Below are 20,292 nucleotides of genomic sequence, written 5' to 3'. Positions count from 1 at the left end.
ACTTCGCTATTTGGCGAGCTTACTCAGTACGCGTTGTAACAGCTGGATACGTGGCTCGATAGACTCAAGCAGTAAGTACTCTTGATCGCTGTGGAATCCCGCACCAACCGGACCTAATCCATCAAGTGTAGGTACACCTAGGATCGCTGTGCAGTTGGCATCTGAACCGCCGCCTACCGCTTGCCAACCCATTTGGATTGACAACTCATCGGCCGCGTCCTCTACTAACGCCATCAAACGCTCGGTTTTGTCACTCGGTACCATGGATGGCTTGTAAGCTTCACGCTCAAGCGCAACACGCACACCGTCAACAAATGGCGTCGGGGTTAAGCCATTCAGGCGTGTATCGACATCGTCATACTCTTCGTTGCTCCAAAAGCGCACATCGACGATCACTTGGGCGAAATCTGGAACAATGTTTGCGCCTGCACCACCTGAAACCACACCGGCATTCAAAGTGGTGCCTGACTCAAAATTGGTCATCTCGTTCATGGCGAGAATCCAGTTTGCCATTTCCGTCACGGCGCTACGGCCTTTCTCTGGCTCATTACCCGCGTGTGCCGCGATACCATGAAAATCAATCTTGTAACGCGCCATGCCTTTACGAGCTTTGACCAAGCTGCCATCGGCGCGTGCCGCTTCAGCCACAAGAACGTGTTTGGCGTTTTTCGCGACCGATTGCAACCAATCTTGTGAGTAAAGAGAACCGGTCTCTTCATCTGGGTTCATGCAGATACAGATCGATAGCGCATCCAATACGCTTGCCTCAAGGTCACGCATCGCAAACACCACATTGAGCAAGCCTGATTTCATGTCAGACACACCTGGGCCGTAAGCTTTCTCTGCATCGACCGTCATCGGACGCTGCGCAGCGGTGCCGACAGGAAAGACGGTATCCATGTGACCAATCAGCATCACATCGATCTGCTCAGCGTCAGGTTTGTTGCGAATTTCAAGCCCGACACCCGCTTTGGTGCAGTCAATGCGTTTGACGTTCCAGCCACCCATCTCGAGGAACTTCTGCTCAAACTGCTGAGCGATGACCTCAATGCCCTCAGTCGTGTACGTGCCGCAATCGACATTGACTAGCGGGCGCAGCTCATCTAAATACGTTTGGAGAGAAAATGACATCGCCTCCCCCTTACACAAATAGGTTCATGACAAGCATGGCGCCAAATGCGTTGAGTACCGAAATGGCAATCATCACTGGGATGTAGCGTCCTTCAGTGCCAATTGGGCCAAGGATACGACCCATGTATTGAATCTGTGAACCCATCAAGTAGATGGCAGGCGCAAGAATCGCAATGTGCGCGCCATTGAGAATGCCTTGGTCAAATAGGGTGATCACTACACCAACCGCGCCTCCCATCGACATCCATGCACCAATCAGTACCGCTGCCGCTTCACCAGGCAGACCAAATACCGCCATCACAGGTGCAAACACAGTACCCATCAGATCCAAAGCACCTGTGATTTGCAACGCCGCAATGATCACAAACGCCATCAATACGTTTGGCACCGTCGATGTGGTTGCAATCACCCAGCCTTTTTTCGCGCCTTCGACGAAGATGTCCGTCACCATTGGCTTTTTCGCTTTTACGTCACCCATTATGCGGTCTCCTCGGTCAGTGTTTCTTTGTTTTTCTTGTCGTCAGATTTCTCTTCTTTGCCTTCCGTCAGATTGACGTAAATGCGGAATAGGTTCGCGCCAATGATCTTGAATGCGAACATGACTAATACCGCAAGGCCGATAGACGAAGTCACCGCGAGAGAGCCGTCCGCGAGCGTTAACGTAAATAGAACCGCACCAGATGAGAAGAAGTTGACAATGGTCGCGCCTGCCGTGAACTGGAACATAGTGAACACATCGGTTTCACGTTTGGTCAGTTGGCCTTCGTCTTTCAGCTGACGCGTCATCGCCGCGCCGGCATCCGTACTTTGCAAAGAGGCGATCAACGCCAAGCCCGTGTTACCCGGAATGCCCATGATTGGACGAAGCAGTGGCGTCAGCAGCTTACGCGCTGCTTCCAAGGCGCCGTAGTGCTCAAGCACATTGATCATGCCAAGCGCGAACATCACAGTAGGAATAAGAGTTAAAGCGAAAATGAAGCCATCACGCGCACCACTACCACCGACACCACGGAAAGAAGTGGTCGCGGCTTGAACGCCATCCGCGGTTTCTGTCACGCCATGCGCAACTTTACCGAAAGAGCCATTGAGCGTTGTAAAGTCCAACACGCCATACCATTCATTGGATTGCATCAGACCAGAGAAAAACACAACCGCAAACGCCAGCGCAATGTAGCAGCCGATCGTTACCTTGCGTTCAGATTGAACCGGAGTCGTCATCAAGATACCTATCTATTCGTTGGGGAAAAGCGCGGCGAATGTACTCCCAAGCAACGTGCTAGATAGATGATCAAAATCAAGTAGAAGGCGGAAGGTGAGCGTAATCATTCTGTCACATTTGCGATTGTGACACTGATCACATTTGGAATATTTAGCCAACAATTAGAACCCAAATAGGCATTTAATCTACCAATAAGTGATAACAAGTTGGCAATGCGGATATTAGCTCCTTTTCTGCTTTTGCCTCCACCAGTCTTTGAGTAAAGAAATCACAATAATGGAAAGCACAATGGGGAAAACCACATTCCAAGTGACCATTGACAAAGTGGGCAGCCAGCCTGCATCACTCACGTCACCAATCAGGAAGGCGCTATACAGGAAGTACAAGCCAAAAAAGAGCCCTCCTTCAAGTCGACTGACTATCGCACCTGTCAACATCAGAGGTAAGCACAACAGAGCGACGCCAAGCATGATCGGAAAGTCTTGTGAGACGAGTTGCTCGTTGCCAACAAGTCCTGCACCACTAAACAGACCGGATATACCCAAAACCGCCAACAAATTGAACGTATTACTGCCAACGACGTTCCCGACAGCGATGTCTCTTTGCCCTTTGAAGCTCGCCACTATCGATGTCACGACCTCAGGAAGAGAGGTGCCGATGGCTAGAATCGTCAAACCAATCATCGCTTCGCTAACCCCAAAGGCTCGCGCAATGTTCACAGCGCTACTCACCAACAGATTTGCGCCCGCAATCAGTAGGATTAAACCAACAACGAGCCACAACGCACTCTGCCATACTGGTTGATGCCCTTGTGTCAATGAAGCGACTTCATCGTCACTCGCCTCTGCCGCTTCGGTCTCACTGCGCTTCCCCTGGACAAAAAGAAACGAGGTGTAAACAACCAATAACGCGACTAAAATCCCACAGTCCAACAGGTTTAATCGCCCATCTGTCGCCATGTAGAAGACCAGCGCACTTAAACCAACCATGATGGGAACATCTTGGCGAATCAACTGCTTTGAGATGGTGAGTGGCGTAATGACGGCCGCTAAACCTAGGATAAACAGAACGTTAAAAATGTTGCTGCCGACAACGTTGGCGATCGCCAGTTCGGTCTTATTGGAAACGGCAGAATTGATACTCACAGCCAACTCGGGCGCACTGGTGCCAAAAGCGACAACCGTTAGACCAATAACCAGACTTGGAATACCCACTTTGGCAGCGAGTCTCGCTGCTCCTTTTACCAAACCGTCAGCTCCGGCAATCAACAACATCAGACCCAAAACTAAAAGAAGATAATCCATGTCTACCTCACCCACTCGAAGGCCAATTCACACCAAGAACGCATTCAGCGTTGGACAAGCTAAAATAACTCGAATTGATGAATAAAGCTCGATCAATTCGAGTCTTATCGCTTAGTACAATCGAGTGGCAACGCATGGCTGGTAACTGCGCCTTAGATATTGCCTACACAGTCGATGATTACTGGTCCAAAATGACCTCAAAACCACCATAAATGATTCGTTTACCATCGAACGGCATAGGATTTTGCTCTGGGCTCATTCGCGGATCATCCGAGATCTGTTGCCATGCCAGATCTCGAACTTCTTTTGATGGCCACACAACCCATGAGAACACCACGGTTTCGTTGTCTTGAGCTTTCACCGCCATAGGAAATGACGTCACCTCTCCATCAGGTACTTCATTCCCCCACGTCTCCACCACCCTTAAGGCACCGAAATCTTTGAACATTTCGGCGGCGATTTCTATGTGTGCCATGTATTTTTCTTTGTTCGCTGTCGGTACAGCCGCTACAAATCCATCAACGTATGTCATGATCACTCTCCTCTTATGTGGAGTAATAACCATAGCCCACCAACGCAGGAGTGGATCACTTGTTGATCACTGGCTCCGCCCCGTCAGCTGTAGACGCTCAGATACTGATTAGCGTGCAATGAGATTTGGCACAATAGAAACGCAAAAGCCCCGACAACTCATTGAGTTATCGGGGCTTTCTAAAGAAATGGCACGCCCTGTAGGAATTAAACTAGGTTTTTAACTTCGTTTAACAAAGCTTAATAGTTATTTATTATCATATACTTAAGCTACAAATTACCGAATTGTATATTTAACCAAAATAGCTCAAAATGGCTCTAAATTGACACCCACGGCACCACAGAGGCACCACAGGATTTGACGGTAAGTTGTTATGGATACAGGAATAAACTTCACAAAACGTGCGTTAGAAAGCATAGAAAAACCGAAACATCGCATTACCTATAGAGACGTGGGAAGCACTAAAAGCGTTCAAGGTTTAGTGCTTGATGCCTTGGTTTCTGGCGCTAAAATCTTCCGTTTTCAGCGCAAAGTTAATGGAAAAAACATCAAGGTCAAACTCGGTGAGTTCCCTACGATGACGGTAGAGCAAGCAAGGGAAATGGCACGAAACACGGCGACCGACCTTGCCAACGGCATCAACCCAAACCAGCAAAAAAGAGAAGCCAGAGAAAGCCAAACCTTTGATGACTTGTTCAATATCTATGTTGCCTCTTTCGAGCTCGATATTAAAGCCAAGAAGCGCCGCGCCAGTAGCCTTAAATCAAACCAGACTCTTTACCGATTACACCTAAAGCCTAAGCTTGGTAAAAAGGCCATCACTGATTTTGATGCCGAGAAAGCGCGGAAGCTAATGCAGGACTTGTTCACCAAACACGGATACAGCAAACACAACCATTCGCTAACCTTGCTCAAATCGATGTTTAATCGAGCCTATATCGAGCCTAACCCCTTCGCTAAAATCAATAAGGTTGATGAGTCCCTTTTCAGACGCGAAAGAACCTTATCCAAGAAAGAGCTCGCGCAGTTTTTTGACTCACTGAGCCAAGAAAAGCAGATTTACCAAGATTGCATATTTTTGCTTCTGCTGACGGGTCAACGCAAATCGATGGTTCTTTCTATGCGCTGGCAAGAAATTGATCTTGATAATCGTCGCTGGATTATTCCAGCCAGTAAAAACAAGAGTAAAAAGGCTCACTCTGTTCCACTCACTCAAAAGGCAATGAGGATATTGGTTCGTCGCTCACATGAAGCTGAACTTAACCAAGAATTTGTATTCCCAAGCGCTCGAAGCCAACTCGGTCATATCACCGATAAAAGCGGGAAAGGCGGTTTCTGGCAAAGAATCACCGATCGCGTTGGCATGTACGCACCCGACAATCCGGAAAAGCATCTAACAGTTCACGACCTAAGACGCACCCTAGCCACTTTTCAAGTTACATCGGGCGGCTCAATACAGGCAACAAGTAAACTACTGGGTCACTCCAACATCAGCATAACCAATGATGTGTATGCTCATTTGTCGGACGATAGCGTGAGAGAGACGCTAGAGAAAACCGTCACCTATATGCTTGGGGACTCATTGCAGACTAAGTTAGATCGCATTAAGCAAGAGATTGATACTCTGCCTATCGAAGCAAGGCAGGAATTGATGAGCTATTTGGAACAATCTGTAGATTCTGACATTCTTACGGCTTAAGCCGCACGAAGCCTTGAATTTATTGGCTTAAGCACTTTTTGTTAGCCAAAATTGACTGGCTAACTAGCCAGTGACATTAAGCCTATTAGGTTAAAACACAGCGGCTAATCTTCCATATTTCTTTAACCCACTAACCACAAAAATTGGTTAGTGGGTTAAAGAGAATAAACAAATCAGGCTGCAATACGAACGGAAACAGGCAAGCGGTATAGAGTAGTGTTTGACCTGCCAGCCTTAGACTCAATCGCCCCTTCCTCTTGTGCCAGTCGTTTAAGTTCTTTACCCACGATTCTATTTTTATCTACGTGCACATTGATGTGTTTACACACCTCCGAAGCCGTCACCCACTCCCAAACGTACTTTTCAGGGTCATCGATTAGGAAGCGCTCAACGATGGCTTCATAGTAAGAACTTTTGGCATTGTGCCCGTTGTTGACCTTTGCGGCTAACTCAAGCTCAGTATCCGTCAAGTGCCAAGATTCACCAGACTTGTATAGTTCATAGGCTTGAAGCCAAAATTGCTTGAGTTCTGCTGGATGACGGTGGCTTAGCCTACCGTTGTCATATCGCCAACCAAGGGTACGGTTTACCAGTTCCATGTCGATAGGCGCGGCCAGCTCGATAACGGCATATCGACTTGAGCCAGTTTCATCACGTAGAAAGCCAGTCACGTTAACAGTCGCAATAAACGACGTTTGACGAGGTTTCTTAATATCCTTCGCGCCATAAGGGGGTCGGACAGTATCCACCTCCTTAGTAATAAACGCCTTGAGGCTTCCTTGGCTGTTTCGAGAGGTACGCTCTAACTCACCGAGCTCAACAATCAGGCTGTTAATACAGCTAATAACTGAATCTTTAGAGTCAGGGTTGATCTCTTGCCCTTCCAAGAACGCCCCTTCAAACACGGAGGCAAATCGCTTGATAAACGCCGTTTTCCTGAACGACTGCCCGCCTTGAAGAACCGGAATCAATTTTGAGCTAAATGGTGTTTCAAATACCGATGCCACCACCGCGATAAAAAACTTTCGCATCACGCAGCTGGCAAGCTCTTTATCCTTCGCGTTCATGGCGTCAATCACAGGTGTCATACGGTCGATACCGTCCCAATTACTTTCATGCAGGTAATTGGCAAAAGGGTGGTAACTGTTGTTCTCAGCCAACGACATAAGGTGATCGGCTAGAATCTCTTTTTTGAAGCCACCTCGAACACAAACATCAATCAACAAGCTACGTTTTTGCTCGGCTGTTTTGTCGAGCATTTGGCCATCGACAAACAACTCAACTTCCATATTCATTTTGTTGACCACTACATCGACACCATTGCTTTTTAACAGCGCTTGTAGGTTTCTTGATGTAGGTAGCGGATTAAACCTAGCATCTAAATCAGGGTAGTTAGGTTTCACCGTGTCGTGTAACTGGCTTACTTTTTCAACAACACTATCCATAGTCACTCCTTATGCCGTTTGTGTTTGAACTCGGCTTTCAAGGAAAGCATCAAGGTCAGCCAGTGTATAAAACACCTTACGGCCCACTTTGATAAATGGCAGGCGATAGCGTCCAGTTGATGCCCAAACGGCGAGCGTCCCTTCTGTCACACCCAAATACTCTGCTGCTGATTTACGGTTCAACTTCTTGCCGTACTTTGAAATTTCTGAATTACTCATAATTAATCTTCCTCGTTTGAAATCATCCTAATTGGATAAATTCAGACTACGAATGATCAGGTTTAACGGCAATCAGAAGAGGGGAACGGTTTTTAGTGTAGAGAGTTAAGCGACAAGCCGTCAGCCCTTTGGTTTCAAGGGCTGGCAAGGGTACGGATAGCATAGACCTCAACCTCAACGGTGTTTGGAACCTAGTACTTAACTGTAAAGATTGTAATGGTGAAGAAGCATGGTCTAAATGGGCTCACACACCCGATTACTCTCTTCTACCGGCATTAAGGCGGAGAAATGATTATTACATAAGTAGCAAGCATCCATTAGGTGAAACAATTCAATTAGAGACAGGAAACACTGCATCGCAGCGTAAAAATTGCATTAAAGAGGTATTCAAAGTTGCAAAACAAACTACACCTTACGAGTGGAAACCTCGATTAATTAAGGGAGCTCCTTTTTAATCCAGCTTAGTGGTCAGCATCAGCACACCTTTGGAAAAATGTTTTAGGAGTGCTGCTCTAAACTAATTCGTTTAGATTAGAAGATATATATTGAAACCTTAAACGTTTGTATGCTTTTTATTCCTTGACGAAAACTGCTTTCCCAGAGACAGTCTGGGCTGAAACTGGGATAGTGTATATACTGCCATCTGCATTAGTTGAAATGATAGATGATGTGTTTTCACCTGTTGTGGTCAAGATAACCCCATTTGCGCCAAGCTTTGCTGCCTGTTTTTTGAGTTCTTCAACAGCGTAATCCTGACTAGCTTGTTGTGTAATTCCAGCGTCACTAGATGCTTTAACTATACCAATAGTTTCGTACTGCGCGGGTGCATCCAGATAAAGTCGAACTTGATTGAAATCCAGTGCAGGTCTTTTAACTCCCGTCACAATAGCCGAGCCGGATGCACATGCATTCAGGAATGATAAAGCAACAACAACTAAACCGACTTTTATCTTGGAACGAAACATAAACTCACCTTAAATAACGTAATAGCATCAAAACCACAAAGCCTACATTTTAAGCTTATAACCACTATATAGATATATATTTGTAGGCGCCTGTAGAAAGCTAACGCCTTTGCTAACGGGCGATAACGCTATACCACCCAACTTAAAATATGTGCCCTAAACACCGAGGCTGATTTTCATGAAAGTGGCCAAGCGTTAGGAGTCCCTGTTAAGCGATTTGTTAGCAATATTGCCTCAGTTTACCGTGGTATTGTTTAAGGCGTAATTCCATACTTTATAGAAGTAGAAGATGTAGCCAATACCAAGCGTAATAAGTGAAATAATTGCCCAAAGAATCACATGCCCCAAATCACCAAATAGGTCTATGTTGCAACTTAGCCTCCGTTCGACACCATACTCGTCAATAACTGAGGCTCTGTTGATAATGAACTTACAAAATGAATAGGGCAAAAAAAACAAAGCGATCCCAAAAGTTACAATTGAAAGAACAAGCCAGATCAGTAGATGCCCAAGAATATCTAACACCGTTATATCTGCTTTTAGTTTCATGTGTTTTTTTCCTTATTTGTATTGCTAACGCCGCGTTAAGGTGTGAGCTACGCTCGGCTATACTTGAGCGAAGTGAAAATGCCGAGCGTTGCGAATCACTCTTAAATGCTTTGTGGTGCTACTGTTTTAGAAGTGGTACCTTACACCAGCATAAGCACCTGATAGGTTTACATCGATATCATTTCCAGCTTGGCTGATTGATGTAAATGTAGCACGATAGCCCACGTTTAAATCAACGCCTTGCTTTAAACGTGTACCAACTTCCAAACCCGCTTGGTAGCCTGTTTGAGATTCTGAAATGCTGATATTGTTTCCAGAGCCATCTATTGATACATGACCGATGCCTGCCATAGGCGCTAAGTACAAATTACCGAAGTCATACAGTACAAATAGTTTTGCTTTCAGATTCACAAAGAAAGCATCACCGTCAACTTTCAAAGTCCCTGTATTATCAACTTCACCAAACGTTCTATATTCTGCTTCTACACTCGTTTTTACTAGCGAATGCGTATTGAATTCATAACCCGCTAAAAAATTGAACCCAATATCTGCAGATTCGTCAGCCGATTCACCATTGATGCTAACATCAACATTATTTGCCGCAGTTAAATCTGCGCCTACATAAAACTGATCGCCAGTCTTTTTGACAAAGTCATCAGGCTTTGCAATGGAAGGTGAGCTAAATAAAAGCAAAGAACCTACGATCAAGCCAGCTGTGTTTTTCATAATTAATACCGATACTTAAAACCGAAATTATATCAGAAACCCAAACTTATGGAACACCGTATAGACAAGGTAGCATAACGCCCGCTTAAGTGGTGAGCAACGCAATACCAATGTTTCCGCATGCCACCTAAATCACTAACGTTACCGCAAACCATTAACGCAACGCGTTGCGAATCCGTCTTAAAGCCGTTTGTATGGCTACTGATTTTCGCCTATCCGCCACAACACACCACTCGGATCTGTTAAACAAAACTCGAGCATTCCCCACGGCTGCTCAATAAGCTCTGTAACCTTTACACTAAACTCTTTGTCTAGATTGAGTTTTAAAACATGCGCATACCAACTTTGCGCATCTTCAACTAAGAGGTGCATCATAAAGTTGTTGCTGTGAGCAGGCTCGCAAAAGTCTTGAAGCAAGAAAGAACAAGAGCCTGATTTGAAATATGCGATTCCGTCAAACTCAGATGCCATTTCAAAACCCATTGTCTGATAAAAGCGCTTAGAGCATTCAAAGTCTTTAGCGGGAACGAATGACTTTATTTCTACGGCATTCAGGTTTTCCATTTCCATCTCCATTTTATAGCGACTGTTTGTAGCCTAACGCCTTGCTCGCGGGCGATAACGCTGTACTACCCAACTTAAAACCTGTGCCCTAAACACTGAAGCTGAATTGTATGAAAGTGGCCAAGCGTTAGGAGTCCCTGTTAAGCAATTTGTTATGTTTACTTAGATTTAGATAAATATTCACTTTCCTCTAGCGCGTCACGCTGTTCTTGGGATGGTAATTGATACTTATCGATAGCATCAGTGACGCATCTTACTGCTGAAAGTTCTGTTTGAATTTGATGTAGCTCTCTACAAGATTCCCGTATACCCATTAGCTCAGTCAGCATATCAGCCTGCTGTTCGTGAAGTTTACTTAGGTCTTTATCAAGACTTTTCGTTGAAGCAGAGCTATCTACTTTCGAAGCTCGAACCAATGCTCCTAGCTGAAACAGTATTATCAATAAAAACCAACAAATAACAGCTAGCAAAATCTCGTAAAGTTCCATTTAATTTCCTTATAAACATAACGCCGCGTTAAGTAGTGAGTAACGCCCCCTACCTAAACCATTGTGCAGTAAACACTAAATTCAAAGCAAACCGAAAATGCCGAGCGTTGCGAATCTGTCTTAAACGCTTTGTATGAGTAAATTAGCACCCTGCCGGACTCCCGCGAGAGCAACCACTATAACCAGAGCCTCCACCAAACATTGCATCTATAATGAAACCTAAAATGACAGCGCCGACAGTTATATACAATGAGAATTTCATTGATTCGATGAGTACAGCTGAACTTAAGTTCTTTCGCTCAAACCAGAGCATGGTTAGAAATGATGAAATAAATGCTATTGGAACCCCAAATTTTGGCTCCCAAACAGTAAGCATAATTACGAAAAATATTAGTATTGGCTTCCAGTGAGCTGCAAAAAATAGCAACCCCATGACAACTGAAAACAACAACAAGCCATTAATTAATATATCCATGTACCATATCTTCTTTTTTACTCATAACGCAAAATTAATTAGTGAGCAACGCTACCACCTAGCCTAAACTATTGTGCCGTAATCACTAAAGCCGATTCAAACCGAAAATGCCAAGCATTGCGAATCTGCTTAAATTTTGTTAGTGTGCGTTGTACTCACCTGTCCTAATTCTTCTCAAAATCTCCCGCTCGGCTGCTTCAATAGCATAATAGTGGTCGCCACCTTTAACGGTAGTGACAATCCTGTTGTGGCAATTTTCGCATATAAAATCCGTTTTACTTTCTTCATAAAAGCTACGGCAGGAACTATCGTCATACACTAACGTTGCATCGCAAGAAGGACAGAAGCACCACAAATTAGATATTTTGTTATCATGCCAAGTCCAGCGCCATTTTACGGAATATAAGAAATCTTCCTGATACTTAATATATTCCGGCTGATTTTTAGACACTTTTAATGACTGATAGATACTAGACACCTCCATTAATGTCAGGAGTATAATTGGAATCCAAAGCCATCCAGGTAAAGCATATGTGTCAATTAATGCTATCCAGCACCATAAAACAAGAGACCAACACCACTCCAAAACGACTACCCCGTAGCTTCTTAACTCAGGGATAAACGCTAAAGCGACACCTGCTAAAATAGATGCCATTGCCCCGTTTCGAATAGATTTAAATGAATTTTCGCTCATATTTCTCCTAGCGCACTAACGCATGCAATAAGGTGCCCCACACTGAACTAACAAAGCGCATCTGACTCCATACCAAAACCGCCGAGTGTAACGGGTCACCTTGATTGCTTTGTTAAGTTTTGTTTTCACCGTTCTCATTATTTTTGTTTTTGAGCCGCTTGAGCCTTACAACAGCCAACATACTTGCCATTGCAACTAATGTAGAGATTAAAACTGTCATAGTCGGAAGTAGTAAATCTAACGCCTCTTTAATTGGAGTTCGAACCGTGGCTTGGTCTAAAAAACGGTCAAAAGCAAATAGCATTGTTCCCATTGCTGCTGTTAAACCCAACACTGCACTCATTTGCTCTGTAAGTTTCTGCCTATACTCACTTTCAGCAACTTTGCGCTCGATGTTAGATTCCGCATTTCCACCGACCTCTCTCTCTTGAACAAAGTGTGACAAAGTCTCACAGTATGATTTTTTCGTTTCAGAAGAGATGAAACTAGAATCCATAATTTCTTTAATCAACTCTTCCGCCACTTGCTTAGGCTTATAAACATCATCTCGATTGACTCTGTATTTGCGGCTTGTCGAATTGATTAATGCCGTTAATACATGCTCATCAGGAATGTGACCTTCAGATATACCAGGACGCAAGGCATAAACGATTTCTCTATTTACTGACGATATTTTCTGTAGGTATTCTCTATTATCTTTTCTTGAGAATAGATAACGCGTTATCACTGTAACGATAAGACCACTTAGTACACCACCACCAATGCCCACAAACCAAGCATTATTAAAAATTTCCACATAAACTCCAAAAAAACTTGACGCTTTATATACGGCAACAAGCCGCATTTCCAACTCGCTTCCTTCCGCCTAATACTTCCACCCACTAAGACGCTGCACTAATAAATGACCGAAAATCAGAGTATTAGTAAACGGCCCATTATGACACCAGTTGGATACTACAGCAAATCCCCGTCTATCATGTATATGACGGCATTGACTGCTAATTTTGACTTTACCTATGGCCTTATACACTTGAAGATTCAATTTCACTGCATACGAGCATGAGCTCTTTTTATAAGGTTGATGCTGAATCGTATTAACAATAGGGTTTTAGGCTATGTGGCGTCTCGGCGGTACTAGATTGGATTCCTCGACGAGTGAGTTTAGCTTTTCGGTCAACTCTGAATATCTGGCGGTATAGCGAGCATGAGTCACCCAAGATCTTTGCCCAACGTTTAGTACATAGTCCATCACCAGTGATTTAAATGATTCATGTTCTTTATGGTCAAAACTATCGTAAAGGTCTTGCAAGGGCTCTAAATCAATATCCACAATTGAAACGGCACTAAAATTTTCGTTTCCCCCAATCATTGGCCTGCCATGATAACTAAAGTGGATACCGACCAAATACCCATTTATGCGACAAAGGATATCGACCTCTGAATAGTGCCCCGAAGGCTCGACTTCAAAATCATCAATCGTTAAATGATGTGCTTGAGTCACATATCCAGAGACGGTGACCTCCCTTCCGTAATCATCTCTCTTTTCTAGTTCAAGCTTCCAATCAGGCAACTGTATCTCAAACTGGTCCAGCTCCTTTAAACATTGCTTAATCACAAGCCTTGCGACTACACAGAATGAATATTGACACTCTATCGGCTCACCCGTTTCATCTTTCGACTTTTTGTCGTGGGCAAAGTGGTGGATCATTTTATCCGGATTGGGCCCTTTTTTAGCCACAAGGTTTTGTTTGCAACTTGGACAAACACAACCACATGCTCTACCCCGTTGCACCTCACTAATGTCTAGGTATTTATCATCCTTCAAGCCAAATGGTATCAGCATCCCTCTCTTCCCTTCACGTTTATGAATTGTCGGTGGCTAGCGTCGACTTTTCTTGAGTTGACGAATATCCTTGTCCAACGCATCCATTTTAGGGACTCTCATACGCGCTACCTGTTTCTGTCCGTTTTTCAGAGTAATTTCAACCTCCAAGAGATCTGATTCGTGTTCTGTGTCACCTGTCGAGATCTCCTTCGTTTTACCCCAGAAATACCTGAGGTAGTGAGTTCTAACACTAGCGACACCGTCAAAAGAAAAGCCACCTTTGAGGCAAATCGTAAGAAAGGAGAAAAATTCAGAATCTTTCGTGGTTTTCACTACTTTGCCCCATGAACGCCACAGATCTGTCAGTGCTTGATAGCGACGAAAGTCCCTGCTTTTGGGAGTCGTAACCCGCGTTACTTGTTCATTGGAATCAAAATCCACCTCTGATACGTAGACACCTTGTTGCTGGGCGTGAACCCCCTCTAATGTCTCGGCTATGGTGCTTAATAGGGAGCGTGACCAAGCTACTTTGCTTTGAAGTTGCCGCTCTATTTCGTCATAGAAATTGGGATCGGTATTTCTTATATCGTCAAAGCCTGACTGTGCTTGTTGCAACGCTTTAGATAGGCGCTTAATTGACGAAAGATCGGTGTCACTTGGAATTTGGATTAGTATGTTTTCACACTCTTTCACTTGATGAACATCAAGCCCGATACTCATCAACTCGTCTGTCTGTTTTTGGCTCAACCCTGCCACTGCAAACTCCATGCAACTTGTTACTTAATAGCTCAGTTGTAGAAGGTATCATTTTGTATAGATGAAGCAAGCGATCGGATAGACAAAAAGAGAGTGATGTTTCGAAAAAAGCGAAGAGTCGAAAATAGGTGGGGTTTAACAAAAGTTGATAAAAATAGATTTCAGCGGCACCACAGAGGCACCACAGAAAAACGAAAAGCCCGATAACTCATTGAATTATCGGGCTTTTTTCGGATATATGGCACGCCCTGTAGGATTCGAACCTACGACCACATCCTTAGAAGGGACGTGCTCTATCCAGCTGAGCTAAGGGCGCGCTACAGGGACAGGATTATACGAGTTCGAGGTCTTAACACAAGACCTTTTCGTATCATTATGATCTAAGTGACTAAAAAAGGGACATTGGCGGTTGAGGTGTTTAAAAACAACCCGAAGCAAACGTTTGCTTATGGATGTTCATTCAATTATTTGCGACAATGCGCCACAAATTATTCGCCATTGTGATTAAAGGAAAGTCATGACTGCTCAAAATATCGATGGAACACTGATTTCTCAAACCGTCCGTTCCGAAGTGGCGGCTCGTGTGAAAGCGCGCCTAGACGCTGGGTTACGTGCCCCTGGCTTGGCTGTGGTTCTCGTTGGTGAAGATCCGGCATCACAAGTGTATGTCGGCAGCAAACGCCGCGCGTGTGAAGAGGTGGGCTTTGTGTCTAAATCGTTCGACCTCCCTGCCACCGCAAGTCAAACTGAGCTGCTTGCACTGATTGACACACTGAACGCAGACGATGAGATTGACGGCATCTTGGTTCAACTTCCGCTACCAGCGGGAATCGACTCTACCGCCGTGCTTGAACACATTCATCCAGAGAAAGACGTAGATGGCTTCCACCCTTACAACGTGGGCCGCCTAGCGCAGCGCATTCCAAAACTGCGCTCTTGTACGCCGAAAGGCATCATTACCCTGCTTGATCGCTACAACATCGATCTTCGTGGCAAACACGCTGTGGTAGTAGGCGCGTCCAACATTGTCGGTCGACCAATGACATTGGAGCTCCTGCTTGCGGGCTGTACCACCACGACTTGTCACCGTTTTACTCAAGATCTAGAAGGTCATGTACGTCAAGCGGATCTGGTGGTGGTTGCGGTAGGTAAACCTAACTTTATTCCAGGTCACTGGATCAAAGAGGGAGCGGTCGTGGTCGATGTCGGTATCAACCGCTTGGAGTCAGGCAAGTTGGTCGGCGATGTGGAATACGATAAAGCCAAAGAGCGCGCCAGCTTTATTACGCCAGTCCCGGGTGGTGTTGGGCCAATGACGGTGGCGAGCTTGATTGAGAATACAATGCTAGCGTGTGAGCAATTTCATACCAAATAACTAGCGCTCTATCCTTCCTCAGAGCAGCGCTTCTTCTCGCGGCTCTGAGGCTATTTTAGCGACATTAACATTACCCGACCCGGCTTCTTTGGCGAGATACATCGCTCTGTCTGCCACTTTCAAACACTGACTTAAAGTCATCGTCTCATTGTTAAATGAGATACCCGCACTGGCGCCAATCTCGACGTGAATATTTTTCAGTGATTGCAAATGGTGACCATAAAAGAGCGCGACCACTTGCTCTGCCAACGCTACCACTTCTTGCTCCGACTCATAATCGCGCACAAAAATCGCAAACTCGTCACCGCCCAAGCGGGCAATGTCGTATTTTTGCAGTCGCTCACCCAACGCTTGCTGCGCAATGGCTTTGGTTTGCTTGGCAAAATCGTACAACACGTTGTCGCCGACATCGTGACCATAACGGTCGTTGACCGCTTTAAAGTTATCTAAGTCGAGGTAAATGATCGCGGTGTGCTTGTTTTCATCAAGGCGGGTCGCGTGAGACAGCACCGACATAAAGCTCGCTCGGTTCGCCAGTTGGGTGAGCGAGTCAATGTAAGCCAGTTCTTGAATGCCCTCTTGATCCATTTTCAAAATATAGTCGTCCATTTGACTTTGAAAATAGATCACGATGTGACACATACCTGACATCGCGACCAAGGTTAATACCAAGCGAAACCCTACATGGTATGGGTACGGAAACTGCGTCAAGCCAAAGGCGAAGATCAAGGAAGTAAGGACAATATTCAGTACCGAGAGCCCCACTCCAACACGAAAAGTATTGATAAATATGCCGATGGCAGACAGTGGGTAGACCCACATGATGCCTGTACCTTCATACCCTCCGGTAAAAATAAGATACAAACTCAAGGAGTAGATAATAAAAGAGAGCCCAGCAAGACCAAAGCGATGTTGCAGGTTAATCATTTTGATGGTGACGATGCCAACCAAGGAGTAAAAGGCCAGCGTTGTGCCCAGTTCAATATCGCTGCGATAAAAACTATAGACAGAGAAGGCCGCAAGGAAGGAGACACCTAAGAAAGCGAGCACCCGGATCATCATCATCTGGCGCTGCTGTTTCATTAAGACGACTTCGGATAATTTATCCGCTACAAAGTGGTGTACGTTCATCGCGCTCCAGTCATTGCTACAAAACCAATCACTTATTTAGATAATGCTACATTATTTATTGTTAAACAAATATAGACACCGTCAAGCTAAGCGCGACTGAACGTAGGAGGATTCGTCGTTTTTGTTTACCGCATCACATCACAATTGCATCCGCAAGGTGTGAAACAGCCAGCGCAAAGTAGTAAGACCGGTTCCATTTCATTAGTACGTTATAGTTATTGTAGACCAAATAAACACGCCCATTCGCATCATCGGGTGCGATCAACCAGGCTTGAATATCTTGGTCAAGCTTAGGTAGCGGTCGGCCATCAAAACGGGTAATCCCCATTGACGCCCACTGTTGCAAATATTTGGCTTTCTCCGGCGCTCGCCCTTGAATTGACGTATCAAACCCAGCGGGAAGCGTCACTTGACGTCCCCAGGTGTAGGTATCGTCCCAACCGGATTGACTTAAATAATTGGCCGCCGAAGCAAACACGTCCGCTTCTGTCGTCCAGATGTCTTTTTTACCATCACCGTTACCATCCGCAGCAAAGGCTAAAAACGAGCTCGGCATAAACTGGCACTGGCCCATCGCCCCTGCCCATGAGCCTTTAAAGTCATCAAAAGCAATATGGCCCTGCTCTAAGATCTGTAACGCGGCCATAGTTTCACTGCGAAAGAACGCCTCACGGCGGCCGTCGTACGCCAAGGTCGCGAGTGCATCAATGACGGGGTAATTGCCGGTAAATTTTCCGAAGTTACTCTCAACGCCCCACAGCGCAACAATAAAGCGCGGCTGCACACCATATTGCTCGCCAATGCGAGTCAACTCAGTGTGGTGCTTTTGGTAAAGAGCTTTGGCTTGATCGATTTTCCATTTTGGTACGGCACGTGGAATGTACTCATCTAAGGTCAGTTTGTTCTCTGGCTGATTCTTATCGGCCGTCACGGCGCGTGGTTTATGAGTCACATTGGCAAATGCCTCATCGATGACGGGCTGAGCAATCCCCATCGCTTTGGCTTCATCTCTGAGTGTTTGGATGTAATCATCAAATGACACCTCACTCGCAGACACTGACGTTGCCAACACAGTGCCTGAAAGTGTCAATCCTAGAACAGCTGACAGTATTGTTTTCACATTGCCCTCCTTGAGCAATTTTAGCGAGTCTTTAGAACTATGAATTATTCGACTGCTGGCGAGCTTTTTTCTGCTCTTTGTATTCATCAAGCAGGTTTTTCGGTGGGGGTGGCAGTTGCAAAAAGAAGCCCTCATCTTGCATGGATTGCTTCACTTTTTCGATGTCGACTTGTGCTAACTTGCGCCCGTCGAGCTTCACCATCATCACCATTGTAGGTTTACCGAACATCTGCATCAGTGTGTCAGGAACTTGCGAAAAATCGTCCTTTTTCGGTAAGTAGAGGTACGCGCCCTCTTTTTTTGAACTCTTATAAATTGCACAAAGCATGTCTATGTTTTTATCTCATTGTCATTAAACGTCAATGTTTCGCTATTTTTGAGAGCAAAACACCCAATTGAGCGCAAGATAACTTGCTGAGCTTAGGGAGGGAATATAACATGAGTCCCCTAGTCCCAAGCAACGCCCTTAAGAGGTTGCCACTTACCTATATGTCGAATATGACCGAGCCCAATACAAGCAGGCCACAGACCATTGGGTCAGAGAGCGTCACTGCTCAATCCAAGCCGTCCCAATCATCCAGCGCCGCTTCGCCTGACTTGAAAGGCAGCAGTTTCACCTTGTCCGTGTTGCACCTTAGCGATAACGATGTCGACAAATGCATCGACTTCTTACAACAGAAAGTGCAAACGGCACCTGCGTTTTTTGCTCACGCACCTGTGGTGATCAATATTTCAAAGGTGGCGGGCGAATTGGACTTTGTAAAGTTAAAGCAAGGCATCGCCCAAGCGGGCATGATACCTGTTGGGGTGACGGGATGCCCAGACAAACGTACACAAAACTTAGCGTCTGACGCTAAGTTCGCCGTGATGACGGCAAGCAAGTCCCCCACACAAGCGCCCGCGACCTTAGCGCCCACCAAAATTGTTCGCACCCCGGTGCGCTCTGGGCAACAGATTTACGCAAAAGACGCGGATTTAGTGGTACTCAATCATGTCAGTGAAGGTGCCGAGGTGATTGCCGATGGCTCGATTCACATCCATGGCACGTTGCGTGGTCGCGCTATTGCAGGGGCCAGTGGCAACACGGGCGCCGTCATCATCTGTAACAAACTCAATGCAGAATTGATGTCTATTGCGGGGCACTACTGGCTTACGGAACAGTTTGCCGAGGAATATTGGCAACAGAAAGTGATGTTCAGCTTGAGCGACGATTCACTCAAATTCGAGCTGTTAACAATTTAATAGTTTAAAGGAACCAACGAATGGCACGCATTATTGTTGTCACATCAGGAAAAGGCGGCGTAGGGAAAACCACCTCTAGCGCTGCGATCGCTTCAGGCCTTGCGATGAAAGGCAAAAAAACCGCTGTGATCGATTTTGATATTGGTCTGCGTAACCTTGACTTGATTATGGGTTGCGAACGTCGCGTCGTGTACGACTTTGTTAACGTCATCAATGGCGAAGCAACGCTCAATCAAGCGCTGATCAAAGACAAACGTACCGACAACCTGTTCATCTTGCCCGCCTCTCAAACTCGTGACAAAGACGCCCTCACCAAAGAAGGCGTGCGCCGAGTGCTGGATGACATGGATGAGATGGGTTTTGAATTCATTATCTGTGACTCACCAGCAGGCATCGAGCAAGGCGCTTTGATGGCGTTGTACTTTGCTGATGAAGCGATTGTCACCACCAACCCAGAAGTCTCTTCTGTACGTGACTCCGACCGTATCCTGGGCATTCTCGATTCTAAATCCCGTCGCGCAGAAGAAGGCTTAGAGCCGGTGAAACAGCACCTGCTACTCACCCGCTACAACCCTGCGCGCGTAAATCAAGGTGAAATGCTCAGCGTGGAAGATGTCGAAGAGATCTTGCACATTTCCCTGCTCGGCGTGATCCCGGAGAGCCAAGCGGTTTTGAATGCCTCTAACAAAGGGGTGCCGGTCATCTTCGACGACGAGTCTGACGCCGGTATGGCCTATAATGATACGGTTGAGCGTCTTCTCGGTGAGCAAGTGGATTTCCGCTTCCTCACTGAGCAGAAGAAAGGGATTTTTAAACGACTATTTGGAGGCTAA

The 20,292-nt window shown here is 45.6% G+C and carries 24 protein-coding genes and 1 tRNA gene; 4 read left to right on the top strand and 21 right to left on the bottom strand.

The features are described from left to right. Positions 1 to 6 precede the first annotated feature (6 nt). The 5 genes from AC6R0R_RS06125 to AC6R0R_RS06105 form a co-directional block, all read right to left on the bottom strand. Complete coding sequence (locus AC6R0R_RS06125; RefSeq protein WP_500626073.1) at positions 7 to 1,131, bottom strand: M20 family metallopeptidase; 1,125 nt, start codon at positions 1,129 to 1,131, stop codon at positions 7 to 9. Between the two features lie 10 nt (positions 1,132 to 1,141). Continuing rightward, complete coding sequence (locus tag AC6R0R_RS06120; protein ID WP_334552601.1) at positions 1,142 to 1,609, bottom strand: YjiG family protein; 468 nt, start codon at positions 1,607 to 1,609, stop codon at positions 1,142 to 1,144. Next, positions 1,609 to 2,349: a nucleoside recognition domain-containing protein gene (locus AC6R0R_RS06115; protein ID WP_500626072.1), complete on the bottom strand. Its 741-nt coding sequence runs from the start codon at positions 2,347 to 2,349 to the stop codon at positions 1,609 to 1,611. Before AC6R0R_RS06115 ends, AC6R0R_RS06120 begins: the two co-directional genes overlap by 1 nt. Positions 2,350 to 2,571: 222 nt before the next feature. Continuing rightward, positions 2,572 to 3,654 carry a calcium/sodium antiporter gene (locus AC6R0R_RS06110; protein ID WP_500626071.1) on the bottom strand — a complete coding sequence of 361 codons (1,083 nt, stop codon included), beginning with the start codon at positions 3,652 to 3,654 and terminating at the stop codon, positions 2,572 to 2,574. Between the two features lie 178 nt (positions 3,655 to 3,832). Then, complete coding sequence (locus tag AC6R0R_RS06105; RefSeq protein ID WP_500626070.1) at positions 3,833 to 4,186, bottom strand: DUF1428 domain-containing protein; 354 nt, start codon at positions 4,184 to 4,186, stop codon at positions 3,833 to 3,835. 373 nt (positions 4,187 to 4,559) lie between these two features. On the opposite strand from AC6R0R_RS06105, the gene AC6R0R_RS06100 reads away from it, so the two are divergent. After that, positions 4,560 to 5,885 carry a tyrosine-type recombinase/integrase gene (locus AC6R0R_RS06100; RefSeq protein ID WP_500626069.1) on the top strand — a complete coding sequence of 442 codons (1,326 nt, stop codon included), beginning with the start codon at positions 4,560 to 4,562 and terminating at the stop codon, positions 5,883 to 5,885. Between the two features lie 173 nt (positions 5,886 to 6,058). On the opposite strand, the gene AC6R0R_RS06095 is transcribed toward AC6R0R_RS06100, so the two are convergent. The 13 genes from AC6R0R_RS06095 to AC6R0R_RS06035 form a co-directional block, all read right to left on the bottom strand. After that, positions 6,059 to 7,330: a VapE domain-containing protein gene (locus tag AC6R0R_RS06095; RefSeq protein WP_500626068.1), complete on the bottom strand. Its 1,272-nt coding sequence runs from the start codon at positions 7,328 to 7,330 to the stop codon at positions 6,059 to 6,061. Positions 7,331 to 7,339: 9 nt separating this feature from the next. Continuing rightward, the gene (locus tag AC6R0R_RS06090) at positions 7,340 to 7,549 is read right to left on the bottom strand and encodes a helix-turn-helix domain-containing protein (protein ID WP_500626067.1); all 210 of its coding nucleotides are present in this window, start codon (positions 7,547 to 7,549) and stop codon (positions 7,340 to 7,342) included. Between the two features lie 572 nt (positions 7,550 to 8,121). Beyond that, entirely contained in the window at positions 8,122 to 8,514 is a 393-nt protein-coding gene (locus AC6R0R_RS06085) for a hypothetical protein (RefSeq protein ID WP_500626066.1), read from the bottom strand. Positions 8,515 to 8,748: 234 nt separating this feature from the next. After that, on the bottom strand, positions 8,749 to 9,063 hold the full coding sequence (locus AC6R0R_RS06080; RefSeq protein ID WP_500626065.1) for a DUF6693 family protein: 315 nt from the start codon (positions 9,061 to 9,063) through the stop codon (positions 8,749 to 8,751). Between the two features lie 126 nt (positions 9,064 to 9,189). Continuing rightward, positions 9,190 to 9,789, bottom strand: a complete 600-nt coding sequence (locus AC6R0R_RS06075) for an outer membrane beta-barrel protein (protein WP_500626064.1) — start codon at positions 9,787 to 9,789, stop codon at positions 9,190 to 9,192. Between the two features lie 198 nt (positions 9,790 to 9,987). Beyond that, complete coding sequence (locus AC6R0R_RS06070) at positions 9,988 to 10,353, bottom strand: VOC family protein (RefSeq protein WP_500626063.1); 366 nt, start codon at positions 10,351 to 10,353, stop codon at positions 9,988 to 9,990. Between the two features lie 158 nt (positions 10,354 to 10,511). Then, entirely contained in the window at positions 10,512 to 10,841 is a 330-nt protein-coding gene (locus AC6R0R_RS06065) for a hypothetical protein (RefSeq protein ID WP_500626062.1), read from the bottom strand. A 142-nt stretch (positions 10,842 to 10,983) separates the two neighbouring features. After that, entirely contained in the window at positions 10,984 to 11,316 is a 333-nt protein-coding gene (locus tag AC6R0R_RS06060) for a hypothetical protein (protein ID WP_500626061.1), read from the bottom strand. A gap of 139 nt (positions 11,317 to 11,455) precedes the next feature. Beyond that, positions 11,456 to 12,010 (bottom strand): hypothetical protein, encoded by a 555-nt coding sequence (locus tag AC6R0R_RS06055; RefSeq protein ID WP_500626060.1) that lies wholly within the window; start codon positions 12,008 to 12,010, stop codon positions 11,456 to 11,458. 112 nt (positions 12,011 to 12,122) lie between these two features. After that, positions 12,123 to 12,854 (bottom strand): hypothetical protein, encoded by a 732-nt coding sequence (locus AC6R0R_RS06050; protein ID WP_500626161.1) that lies wholly within the window; start codon positions 12,852 to 12,854, stop codon positions 12,123 to 12,125. Between the two features lie 264 nt (positions 12,855 to 13,118). After that, entirely contained in the window at positions 13,119 to 13,853 is a 735-nt protein-coding gene (locus AC6R0R_RS06045; RefSeq protein WP_500626059.1) for a competence protein CoiA family protein, read from the bottom strand. Between the two features lie 36 nt (positions 13,854 to 13,889). Further along, a complete protein-coding gene (locus AC6R0R_RS06040; protein ID WP_500626058.1) occupies positions 13,890 to 14,591 on the bottom strand; it encodes a hypothetical protein in 702 nt (233 codons plus the stop codon). A 239-nt stretch (positions 14,592 to 14,830) separates the two neighbouring features. Beyond that, a tRNA-Arg gene (locus tag AC6R0R_RS06035) sits at positions 14,831 to 14,907 on the bottom strand. A 201-nt stretch (positions 14,908 to 15,108) separates the two neighbouring features. On the opposite strand from AC6R0R_RS06035, the gene folD reads away from it, so the two are divergent. Next, positions 15,109 to 15,966 carry a bifunctional methylenetetrahydrofolate dehydrogenase/methenyltetrahydrofolate cyclohydrolase FolD gene (gene folD, locus AC6R0R_RS06030; protein WP_487901080.1) on the top strand — a complete coding sequence of 286 codons (858 nt, stop codon included), beginning with the start codon at positions 15,109 to 15,111 and terminating at the stop codon, positions 15,964 to 15,966. Between the two features lie 18 nt (positions 15,967 to 15,984). Here the strand turns inward: folD and AC6R0R_RS06025 are convergent, their stop codons facing one another. The 3 genes from AC6R0R_RS06025 to AC6R0R_RS06015 all read right to left on the bottom strand — a co-directional run bounded on the left by AC6R0R_RS06025 (position 15,985) and on the right by AC6R0R_RS06015 (position 18,545). Then, positions 15,985 to 17,097, bottom strand: a complete 1,113-nt coding sequence (locus AC6R0R_RS06025; RefSeq protein WP_500626057.1) for a GGDEF domain-containing protein — start codon at positions 17,095 to 17,097, stop codon at positions 15,985 to 15,987. 133 nt (positions 17,098 to 17,230) lie between these two features. Continuing rightward, complete coding sequence (locus tag AC6R0R_RS06020; RefSeq protein WP_500626056.1) at positions 17,231 to 18,217, bottom strand: lytic murein transglycosylase; 987 nt, start codon at positions 18,215 to 18,217, stop codon at positions 17,231 to 17,233. A 37-nt stretch (positions 18,218 to 18,254) separates the two neighbouring features. Then, the gene (locus tag AC6R0R_RS06015; protein ID WP_487901077.1) at positions 18,255 to 18,545 is read right to left on the bottom strand and encodes a YcgL domain-containing protein; all 291 of its coding nucleotides are present in this window, start codon (positions 18,543 to 18,545) and stop codon (positions 18,255 to 18,257) included. A 110-nt stretch (positions 18,546 to 18,655) separates the two neighbouring features. On the opposite strand from AC6R0R_RS06015, the gene minC reads away from it, so the two are divergent. Together minC and minD are read left to right on the top strand one after the other, a co-directional pair. Further along, positions 18,656 to 19,459, top strand: coding sequence for a septum site-determining protein MinC (gene minC, locus AC6R0R_RS06010; protein WP_500626055.1), 804 nt, complete (start codon positions 18,656 to 18,658; stop codon positions 19,457 to 19,459). 20 nt (positions 19,460 to 19,479) lie between these two features. Further along, positions 19,480 to 20,292: a septum site-determining protein MinD gene (gene minD / locus AC6R0R_RS06005; RefSeq protein WP_334552629.1), complete on the top strand. Its 813-nt coding sequence runs from the start codon at positions 19,480 to 19,482 to the stop codon at positions 20,290 to 20,292.

The sequence above is a fragment of the Vibrio sp. R12-SW3-ISO1 genome (assembly GCF_059834005.1).
The sequence above is the reverse complement of the archived record's forward strand: the minus strand, read 5'-3'. Positions and strand labels throughout refer to the sequence as shown.

Excerpts from the sequence above, each read along its gene's own strand:
- AC6R0R_RS06125 (WP_500626073.1), bottom strand. The coding sequence starts at position 1,131 with ATGTCATTTTCTCTCCAAACGTATTTAGATGAGCTGCGCCCGCTAGTC.
- AC6R0R_RS06120 (WP_334552601.1), bottom strand. The coding sequence starts at position 1,609 with ATGGGTGACGTAAAAGCGAAAAAGCCAATGGTGACGGACATCTTCGTC.
- AC6R0R_RS06115 (WP_500626072.1), bottom strand. The coding sequence starts at position 2,349 with ATGACGACTCCGGTTCAATCTGAACGCAAGGTAACGATCGGCTGCTAC.
- AC6R0R_RS06110 (WP_500626071.1), bottom strand. The coding sequence starts at position 3,654 with ATGGATTATCTTCTTTTAGTTTTGGGTCTGATGTTGTTGATTGCCGGA.
- AC6R0R_RS06105 (WP_500626070.1), bottom strand. The coding sequence starts at position 4,186 with ATGACATACGTTGATGGATTTGTAGCGGCTGTACCGACAGCGAACAAA.
- AC6R0R_RS06100 (WP_500626069.1), top strand. The coding sequence starts at position 4,560 with ATGGATACAGGAATAAACTTCACAAAACGTGCGTTAGAAAGCATAGAA.
- AC6R0R_RS06095 (WP_500626068.1), bottom strand. The coding sequence starts at position 7,330 with ATGGATAGTGTTGTTGAAAAAGTAAGCCAGTTACACGACACGGTGAAA.
- AC6R0R_RS06090 (WP_500626067.1), bottom strand. The coding sequence starts at position 7,549 with ATGAGTAATTCAGAAATTTCAAAGTACGGCAAGAAGTTGAACCGTAAA.
- AC6R0R_RS06085 (WP_500626066.1), bottom strand. The coding sequence starts at position 8,514 with ATGTTTCGTTCCAAGATAAAAGTCGGTTTAGTTGTTGTTGCTTTATCA.
- AC6R0R_RS06080 (WP_500626065.1), bottom strand. The coding sequence starts at position 9,063 with ATGAAACTAAAAGCAGATATAACGGTGTTAGATATTCTTGGGCATCTA.
- AC6R0R_RS06075 (WP_500626064.1), bottom strand. The coding sequence starts at position 9,789 with ATGAAAAACACAGCTGGCTTGATCGTAGGTTCTTTGCTTTTATTTAGC.
- AC6R0R_RS06070 (WP_500626063.1), bottom strand. The coding sequence starts at position 10,353 with ATGGAAAACCTGAATGCCGTAGAAATAAAGTCATTCGTTCCCGCTAAA.
- AC6R0R_RS06065 (WP_500626062.1), bottom strand. The coding sequence starts at position 10,841 with ATGGAACTTTACGAGATTTTGCTAGCTGTTATTTGTTGGTTTTTATTG.
- AC6R0R_RS06060 (WP_500626061.1), bottom strand. The coding sequence starts at position 11,316 with ATGGATATATTAATTAATGGCTTGTTGTTGTTTTCAGTTGTCATGGGG.
- AC6R0R_RS06055 (WP_500626060.1), bottom strand. The coding sequence starts at position 12,010 with ATGAGCGAAAATTCATTTAAATCTATTCGAAACGGGGCAATGGCATCT.
- AC6R0R_RS06050 (WP_500626161.1), bottom strand. The coding sequence starts at position 12,854 with ATGCGGCTTGTTGCCGTATATAAAGCGTCAAGTTTTTTTGGAGTTTAT.
- AC6R0R_RS06045 (WP_500626059.1), bottom strand. The coding sequence starts at position 13,853 with ATGCTGATACCATTTGGCTTGAAGGATGATAAATACCTAGACATTAGT.
- folD (WP_487901080.1), top strand. The coding sequence starts at position 15,109 with ATGACTGCTCAAAATATCGATGGAACACTGATTTCTCAAACCGTCCGT.
- AC6R0R_RS06025 (WP_500626057.1), bottom strand. The coding sequence starts at position 17,097 with ATGAACGTACACCACTTTGTAGCGGATAAATTATCCGAAGTCGTCTTA.
- AC6R0R_RS06015 (WP_487901077.1), bottom strand. The coding sequence starts at position 18,545 with ATGCTTTGTGCAATTTATAAGAGTTCAAAAAAAGAGGGCGCGTACCTC.
- minC (WP_500626055.1), top strand. The coding sequence starts at position 18,656 with ATGAGTCCCCTAGTCCCAAGCAACGCCCTTAAGAGGTTGCCACTTACC.
- minD (WP_334552629.1), top strand. The coding sequence starts at position 19,480 with ATGGCACGCATTATTGTTGTCACATCAGGAAAAGGCGGCGTAGGGAAA.